Annotated in this window: 7 protein-coding genes; 6 read left to right on the top strand and 1 reads right to left on the bottom strand. The window is 73.4% G+C overall.

What is annotated here, in order from left to right:
• A partial coding sequence (locus tag VP06_RS00435; RefSeq protein WP_048461857.1) for an AraC family transcriptional regulator occupies nucleotides 1-818 on the bottom strand: 818 nt, incomplete at its 3' end.
• Nucleotides 819-1140: 322 nt separating this feature from the next.
• On the opposite strand from VP06_RS00435, the gene VP06_RS34010 reads away from it, so the two are divergent.
• The 6 genes from VP06_RS34010 to VP06_RS00405 all read left to right on the top strand — a co-directional run bounded on the left by VP06_RS34010 (nucleotide 1141) and on the right by VP06_RS00405 (nucleotide 8371).
• Nucleotides 1141-2475, top strand: a complete 1335-nt coding sequence (locus tag VP06_RS34010) for a septal ring lytic transglycosylase RlpA family protein (protein ID WP_082167072.1) — start codon at nucleotides 1141-1143, stop codon at nucleotides 2473-2475.
• A 154-nt stretch (nucleotides 2476-2629) separates the two neighbouring features.
• Nucleotides 2630-3871 carry a D-alanyl-D-alanine carboxypeptidase family protein gene (locus VP06_RS00425; RefSeq protein WP_048461855.1) on the top strand — a complete coding sequence of 414 codons (1242 nt, stop codon included), beginning with the start codon at nucleotides 2630-2632 and terminating at the stop codon, nucleotides 3869-3871.
• Nucleotides 3872-3906: 35 nt separating this feature from the next.
• Entirely contained in the window at nucleotides 3907-4626 is a 720-nt protein-coding gene (gene tmk, locus VP06_RS00420; protein ID WP_197093093.1) for a dTMP kinase, read from the top strand.
• Nucleotides 4616-5653 (top strand): DNA polymerase III subunit delta', encoded by a 1038-nt coding sequence (locus VP06_RS00415; protein WP_048461854.1) that lies wholly within the window; start codon nucleotides 4616-4618, stop codon nucleotides 5651-5653. Before tmk ends, VP06_RS00415 begins: the two co-directional genes overlap by 11 nt.
• A 3-nt stretch (nucleotides 5654-5656) precedes the next feature.
• Nucleotides 5657-6508, top strand: coding sequence for a metallophosphoesterase (locus VP06_RS00410; RefSeq protein ID WP_048461853.1), 852 nt, complete (start codon nucleotides 5657-5659; stop codon nucleotides 6506-6508).
• Nucleotides 6509-6952: 444 nt separating this feature from the next.
• Nucleotides 6953-8371 carry a sensor domain-containing diguanylate cyclase gene (locus VP06_RS00405; RefSeq protein WP_048461852.1) on the top strand — a complete coding sequence of 473 codons (1419 nt, stop codon included), beginning with the start codon at nucleotides 6953-6955 and terminating at the stop codon, nucleotides 8369-8371.
• Nucleotides 8372-8385 lie beyond the last annotated feature (14 nt).

Below are 8385 nucleotides of genomic sequence, written 5' to 3'. Positions count from 1 at the left end.
ATGATGAAGGCCAGGGGCGTCATGCCCAGCTCGCGCTTGAAGGCGTGCTGGAGCGTGCGCACGCCGACGCCCGCGGCGGCCGCGACATCGACGAGCCTCAGAGGCTTGCCGAGATGCGCGTCGATGTATTCCATCGCCGCGCGCAGACCGGGCGAGGAGACCGCCGGACGGTCACGCCTGGGCGCGCCCGGACGGCGCGGCCAGCACGAGAGAAGCTGGTAGCTGACGATCTCCTCGAACAGGGGAAAGAACAGGTCCTGCGCCGGGTCGACCTGCCGCAGCCGCCGATGGAGCCGCTGGAAGCACGACAGGAACGACCGCATCGGCAGCGTCTCGACCGGCGTGACCGGCTCGAACTCGGGACAAGCCTCGTCGTCCGCATCGTCGAGCGCCCGGTGGCTGGCCAGCAGGGCGGCCCGGTTGATCGTTCCGCTGATCGCGGCGAAACGCGCCGAGGCCTCCTCGTTGCGCATGTCCTCGAAGGCCACGAACATCGCGGTGCCGGGATGGCCGAGATGCTCGCCGTTCCGGTTGCGGCGGATCATCCAGCCGCGGGTCACGAAGCGGATCGTGAACAGGTCCGCCTCGAGTTTCGGCACGGTCAGGAAGCCGGTGGTCGACTGCGTGAGCCAGAGGCTCATCGCACGGCTCTGGCCGCCCTCGACCGACAGATGCGGACTGGTCTTGCGCAGCGCGTGGAAATCGACCGCGATCCCGCCATGCTCGTTCAGCAGATCGAAGGCCCGCTCGCTGTGGAGGTGATGGGAGAAGAAGGATTGCGGACGCCAGGGAATCGACCGTCTTCCCGTTTCCGGCATCAAAAACATCCAGTCATGAAGGCGGATGATAATTTGAGCTGTCAGGCAATCGCAGAAGGCTGCCGGCGTCAAGGGATCGGGCGACAGGCCGGGCCGGTGCGTCCCGTCGCCCCGTCGGGCTGATTCCCACGGCAGACCAACGGCCTGTAGATGGCGGTGGACGGGACTCGGGCGACACCCTCCATTGAGCTTTCGTTTACGCAGGCCCGTCAGGGTCATCGTCAAGTGCAGCGTAACCCTGTTGCAGCCTTAAGGGCCCCGCCTGTCCCAGCCCTCCGGCGGGCGGCGGCGCCTGAGGCGGCGCAGGGGATCCGAGGGGTCGATGGCGGGATCTTCGAAGAGCGGTCGTCCGCGTCCGGAGACGGAACGGGGGTTCCTCCGGCCGGTGCCGGTCGTCAAATGGGCCGCGGTGGCGGGGATCGCCCTGGCGGCGGCCAATTGCGCCGGGCCGACGCCCAGGACTCTGGCGGGGAAGAGCGGCGGGCGCGAGATCGATCCGAAATACGGGGTCGCCGCGAGCCCGCGGCTCTATGGCGAGAACGACAGGATCCCGAAGGGCGGCGGCCGGCAGATGACCGGCAAACCCTACGTGGTGGCCGGCCGCACCTACGTGCCGCGCCAGGATGCCAGGGGCTATGTGCGCGAGGGCCTGGCCTCCTGGTACGGCACCGCCTTCCATGGCCGCCAGACCGCCAACGGCGAGATCTTCGACCGCTTCTCGGTCGCCGCCGCGCATCCGACCCTGCCGCTGCCGAGCTACGCCCGCGTCACCAACCTCCAGAACGGCCACTCGATGGTGGTGCGGGTCAACGACCGCGGGCCCTACCATGCCGACCGGCTGATGGACGTGTCGCAGGCGGTGGCCGAGGCTCTCGATTTCCGCCGCCGCGGCACCACCCGGGTCCGGGTCGAGTATGTCGGCAAGGCGTCGGTCGGCGGCAGCGACGATCGCAAGCTGATGGCCACCCTGCGCACCGACGGGACGCCGGCCGGCGCGCCGTCCCGCGCGAACATCATGGTGGCGGATGCCGGTCCGGACATCAGCGACGACGCGCGACCCGTCGCATACCGCGAGCCCGAGGCGGAGCCGCTGCGCCCGGTCGTCAAGAAGCCGCGGATCGTCGCCCCGATTCAGGTCGCCCAGATGCCGGTCGCAGAGGCCGAGCCGGAGATCCGCCGTCCGGCGCCCGTGCGCGTGGCCGCCCCGGCCCGGGTGGCCGAGGCGCCGCGCCTGCCGGCCCGGGCCCCCGCCGCGGCGCCTCTGCGCGTGGCCGCGATCGAGGGCCTGAATCCCGGCCTCGCCGCCAAGCCGGCGCCCGTCGCCCTGGCCCGCCGCCCGGCCCCGCCGAGCCAGGCCCTGGCCTTCGCGGGCCATCCGGCGGCGGACCGCGTCTCGCTCGCCCAGGCGATGCAGGCCGCCGCAGGGCCGGCCAAGGAGGGAGCCAAGGAGGGAGCCAAGGAGGGCCTCACGGGGGGCCTCAAGGGGACAGCCCAGGGCAGGGCCGGGCAGACCACCGTCATCGCGAAAAGCGCCCCGCTGCCGATCGCGCCGCCCCTGCGCCTCGCCGGTGCCCAGAAGGGCGACAGGGAAGATGCCAAGACGACCGGCCACAAGCCCGGCCTGCCGCCACGGTCGAAGGTGGCGGGAATGTATTGAGGGGGCCGGGGGGCTTCGGGCGCTCCCCCGCCGGGATCCACATCCGAAACGGTTCCGCGTCCCGCACTGCGGCACAGGCGCGGTTGCACGGGCCCGGACGGGGCGGCACAGTGCGGCCGGTGTCCCGGCCGGCCGGGATTTCGAGCGTAGGGGTATGCGTGTGACAGCGACCACCGGGACGGGCAGGGCGCTCCCGCGCCGCGCCGCCGCCTTGGCCCTGGCGGCCCTCCTCGGGGCCTCGCTGGCGGTGTCGGATGCCCGCGCCCAGGGCTCCCAGACCCCGTCCTTCCAGACCCTTGCGCCGCACGCGATCCTGATCGACGCCGATACCGGCGCGGTGCTGTTCGAGAAGGGCGCCGACGAGCCGTTCTCGCCCGCCAGCATGGCCAAGCTGATGACCGTCGAGGTGCTCTTCGACGAGATGCGCAAGGGCAAGCTCGGCCCCGACACCGAGTTCACCATCAGCGAGAATGCCTGGCGCCGCGGCGGCGCCGGGGGCGGCGGCTCGTCGATGTTCGCCCAGCTCAACAGCAAGGTGAAGCTGCCCGACCTCCTGCGCGGCATCATCGTCCAGTCCGGCAACGACGCGGCGATCGCCGCGGCCGAGGGCGTCGCCGGCACCGAGGACAACTTCGCCCAGATCATGAACCGGCACGCGAAGGAGATCGGGCTCGAGCGCTCGCTGTTCCGCAACGCCACCGGCTACTCGGCCCCCGACCAGAAGGTGACGGCCCGCGACCTCGCCAAGCTCGCCATCCACCTGATCGAGACCTATCCGGAGGACTACAAGCTCTTCGCCGAGCGCGAGTTCACCTGGAACAAGATCCGCCAGCAGAACCGCAACCCGCTGCTGTCCCTCGACATCGGCGCCGACGGGCTGAAGACCGGCTACCTGGAGGAATCCGGCTACGGCCTGACCGGCTCGGCGGTGCAGAACGGCCAGCGCCTGGTCCTGGTGGTGAGCGGCCTCAAGACCGCCCGCGACCGCGCCGGGGAATCGCGCAAGCTCATCGACTGGGGTTTTCGCGCGTTCGAGGCGCGTCAGATCTTCAATGCCGGCGAGACCGTGGCGGAGGCCGAGACCTTCGGGGCTGAGAAGGGCCGGGTGCCCCTCGTCACGAAGAAGCCGGTGCGGCTGATGCTGCCGCGGGGCAACAGCGACCGGCTGGTGGCCCGCGCCACCTACCAGGGCCCGCTGACCGCGCCGGTGGAGGCGGGCCGCGAGGTCGGCCGGCTCAAGGTCACCCGCGGCGAGCAGGTGGTGCTCGACATGCCGCTCTACACCGCCGAGGCGGTGCCGGCCGGCACCATGACCCAGCGCGCCCTCGACGCCGCGATCGAGGTCGGCACCGGCTGGTTCCGACAGGCCCTCAGCCGGCTCACCAGCAAGTCGTGACCGACGCTCTCATGGACGGTCTCATGGACGCGCGGATGGATGCGCGCAGGCCGGCCACGGTGGCCGAAGCCGGGCTTCCCGGCTGCTTCATCACCTTCGAGGGCGGCGAGGGCGCCGGCAAGTCGACCCAGATCGCGCGGCTCGCGGCCTGGCTGCGCGCCGGCGCGGCGGGCCTGAGCCCCCGCGAGGTGGTGACCACCCGGGAGCCCGGCGGCACGCCCCGGGCCGAGCGGATCCGCGCCGCGGTGCTGTCCGGCGCCGGCAAGCCCTACGGCCCCTTCGCCGAGGCGCTGCTCTTCGCCGCCGCCCGACTCGACCACCTCACGACCCTGATCCGGCCGGGCCTCGCCCGCGGCGCCATCGTGCTGTGCGACCGCTTCAGCGACTCGACCCGGGCCTATCAGGGCGCCGCCGGCGGGCTCGACGCCGAGACGCTGGCCGCTCTGGAGCGGGTGGTGGTGGGGGCGACCCGGCCGGACCTGACCCTGATCCTCGACCTGGCCCCCGAGATCGGGCTGTCCCGCGCCCGCCAGCGCGACCGTGCCGCCAGCCGCGGCCCCGACCGGTTCGAGGCCGAGGCCCTGGGCTTCCACCAGCGCCTGCGGACGGCCTTCCTCGCCATCGCGGCCGCCGAGCCGGCGCGCTGCGCCGTCATCGATGCGCAGGGGTCCCCCGAGGCCGTCGCGCAGGCGGTCCGCGCCACGGTGGCGACCCGGCTGCCCCATCTCGTCGGCGGAGCCTCCGATGCCGCCTGAGAGGGGGGACGACGACCTCGAACCGGGCGAGATCCCGGGCGTGCCGCGCCCGCGCGAGCGCCAGGATCTCGTCGGCCAGGAGGCGGCCGAGCGCGCCTTCCGCGAGGCGATCGGCGCCGGGCGGCTGCACCATGCCTGGCTGCTGGGCGGGCCGAAGGGCATCGGCAAGGCGACGCTCGCCTTCCGGGTCGCCCGGCACCTGCTCGCCCGCGGCGACGGCGCGGGCGAGCCCGACAGCCTGGCGCTGCCGCCGGGCCATCCGGTGGCGCGCCAGGTCGCGGGCCTGTCGCATCCCAATCTCGTGCTGCTGCGCCGCCAGAAGGCTCCTGGCGCCAAGACGGTGCCGACCCAGATCGGGGTCGACGCGGCGCGACGCGCGCTCCACCTCTTCGCCGAGACCTCGGCTGACGCCGGCTACCGGATCTGCATCGTCGACTGCGCCGACGACTTGAACCTCGCCAGCGCCAACGCGCTCCTGAAGGTGATCGAGGAGCCGCCGCCGCGCTCGCTGTTCCTGATCGTCAGCCACGCCCCCGGGCGCCTGCTGCCGACGATCCGCTCGCGCTGCCGCCGCCTCGCCCTGACGCCGCTCCCGGCCGGGGAGGTCGCCCGGGTGCTGCGGAGCCTCGGGCCGGCGCAGGCCATGATGGCGCCGGAGCTGATCGAGCGGGCGGCCGCCTTGAGCGAGGGCTCGGTCGCCCGCGCCCTCGACCTCCTCGACCCCGACACGATCGCGGTGGTGGACGAGGTCGAGGCGCTGCTCGACCAGGGCGACCGGCCGGATTGGCGCCGGGCCCTGCGGCTGGCCGAGCGGCTCGCCAGCCGCGACGCCGACGCGCTCTACGCTACCGCCCTCGACACCGTGCAACGGCGGCTCGCCGCCGAGATCGCGCGCCGCCAGGGCGAGCCGCCGGCCCGCCTCGTCGCGCTCGCCGACGCCGCCGAGCGCGCCGCCCGGGCCGCCCGGGAGGCGCAGGTCTACAACCTCGATCGGCGGCCGGTGGTGCTGTCGCTGTTCGGTGCCTGAGCGATGCGCCTCTTCCCGCTCTCCGACCTGCATCTCGAGCGCCGGCCCCTCGCGGCCGTGCCGCCCCCGACGCGGCCCTTCGACGTGATGGTCTGCGCCGGCGACGTCTGGGAGGGCGCGCCGGACCGGGGCCTTCCCGCGCTCCTGCACCTCGCCGGCGAGCGGCCGGTGGTGCTGGTGCCGGGCAACCACGAGCGTTACGCGCCCGCGGGCGATCCCCGCACCGCGCCCGAGCTGCTGGCGGCGCTCCGGGCCGGGGTGGAGGCGATCAACCGCGAGGCCGGCCGCGAGCGAGTGAGGCTGCTCGAGAGCGGCGGGACCTGCATCATCGACGGCGTGCGCTTCGTCGGCGCCACCCTGTGGAGCGACTGGCGGCTCGCCGGGCGCTGGCTTGCCGCCAATGCGCCGGACCGGCCCGACGACCCGGTCGCCTTCGCGGCCGCCCGCATGACCGACCCGGCGACGGGCTCGCGGGAATACCGGGCGATCCGCCAGGGCGACGGCACGCCCTGGACGCCAGAGGCCGCGATGGCGGCCCATGCGGCCGACCGGGACGCCATGATGGCGGCGCTCGCCCGGCCGCATCCGGGCCCGACCGTCGCGGTCACCCATCATCCGCCGACGCCTGAGGCCGCCGACCGGTTCCGCGATGCGCCCGGCGTGCCCTGGTGGGTGCCGGCCTTCTACGCCACCACGCTGCTCGCCGACTTGGCCGATGCCCACCGGCCGGCCCTGTGGATCTCCGGCCACTTCCATGCCGCACACGACCTCACGCTCCACGGCACCCGCTGCCTTGCCAACCCGGTCGAGGGCCGCACCTTCGATCCGGGGCTGGTGGTGGAGGTTCCGGCCTGAGACCGGGGGCAGCGGCTGGCCCGAATGCGGCCGCTCGGCCAAGGAGGAGGCCGCGCCGGGGAGACAGTCGCTGCGCGACGGGCCGTCAGGGGATCATCGCCTCCTTCCGGGATCCGTGCGGATCCTGGGCCGCCAGGCTCTCTCGCAACACAGGACCGGCAGACGAGGGCGGGCGGATGACCCAGGCCTGCACGGTCCTGACCCACGCTGCACCGCCGTCATCACGGCAGAAGACCAATGAAACCTGTGACTGTCGATCACGGCGGCGAGCGAACACAACGTCAAGAGAATATCCTTCGCCTGGGACAATCACTGTGTCCGCCGGACTCGATTGAGCACCTCCCGCTTCGTTAGACAGTCCTCAACGAATTAACTATCATGCATGGACCCGAGACGTCGGCCCGCCACGGCCCGTGACGGGACGTCCAGCCGGGTGGGACATCCGTGACAGCCAGACAGGCAGAGTGCATCGTCGGCCTCCTCTATGCCGCGCTCGCCCTCGGCACGCTGCGCCTCGCGAGCGACGGGCGCACGATCGCGGCCGTGTGGCCGGCCAATGCCGTCCTCCTCGCCGCGATGCTCGACCGCCGCCCGGCCCAATGGCCGGGCCTGCTCGTTGCCGGCTTCCTGGGCAGCGTGACCGCGGGCGTGGCGGTGCGGGGCCTCGGCCCCGGCCCGTTCCTGTTCGGCCTCTGCAACCTCGTCGAGGCCTCCATCGCGGCCCGCCTGCTCCAGCCCACCCTGCGCGACGGCGTGCTGCTGGGGACGCCCGCCATGGTCGGGCGCTTCCTCCTCGTCTGCGGTCTCGTCGCCCCGGCGATCAGCGGGCTCGGCGGTGCGGCCACCGCCTGGTGGCTGCTCGGGCAGGCGCCGTGGGCCGCGTTCCGCGCCTGGCTCACCTGCGACGGCCTCGGCCTCCTGGTCTTCACGCCGTTCCTCTTCGCCCTCCTGCGCGGCGACTACCGGCGCTTCGTCGCGGACAAGGACTGGCGGCAGCGGGTGGAAGCGCTGGGGCTGCTGGGGCTGACCGCCGCGACCGCCGGCGTGGTGTTCTTCCTCACCACGCGGCCGCTGCTGTTCGTGCTGTTCGGTCCGGCGATGCTGACGACGTTCCGGGTCGGGCGGCTCGGAACGAAGATCTCCGTGATGGTCATCGCGGTGATCGGCTCCGTCGCGACCCTGCACGGCGACGGCCCGATCGCCGCGCTCGTGCCCGAGCCCCGCGAGCAGGCCGCCCTGCTCCAGATCTTCCTGGCCGCCCTTCTGCTGACCTGCCTGCCGGTGGCGGCAGCGCTCGCCGCCCGGGGGGCGAGCTTCGCCTCCCTGTCCCGGCGGGCCGAAATCCTGCGGGAGCGGGAGGTCGAGCTGGCGCATCTCGCCGCCACCGACGCCCTGACCGGGGCCCTCAACCGCGCGGCCTTCCGCGACGCGGCCGAGACGGCGATGCGGGAGACGGGTCCCGCGCCGCTGAGCCTCATCGCCCTCGACCTCGATTTCTTCAAGCAGGTCAACGACCGGCACGGCCATCTTGCGGGCGACCGGGCGCTGGTCCACCTGGTCTCGGTGCTGCGCGCCCACCTGCGCCGGCCGGACGTGATCGGGCGCGTCGGCGGCGACGAGTTCCTGGTCCTGCTGCCCGGAACCGACCTCGACCAGGCGGGCCTCGTCGCGGCCGGCCTGCGCGACGCCGTGCGCCGCACGCCCCTGGCGCTCGAGGACGGCACCACCCTGCTGCTCTCGATGTCCTGCGGCACCGCCCGGCACGAGCCGGGGATGCGCTTCGACGACGTCGTGCACGCCGCCGACATGGCGCTCTACCGGGCGAAGCGCGCCGGGCGGCCCGGCCTGGAGCGGCTGGCATGAGCCGGGGCTTGTGT

This window comes from Methylobacterium aquaticum, assembly GCF_001043915.1.
GTDB classification, from domain to species: domain Bacteria; phylum Pseudomonadota; class Alphaproteobacteria; order Rhizobiales; family Beijerinckiaceae; genus Methylobacterium; species Methylobacterium aquaticum.
This window is presented reverse-complemented; position numbering and strand designations above follow the sequence as displayed.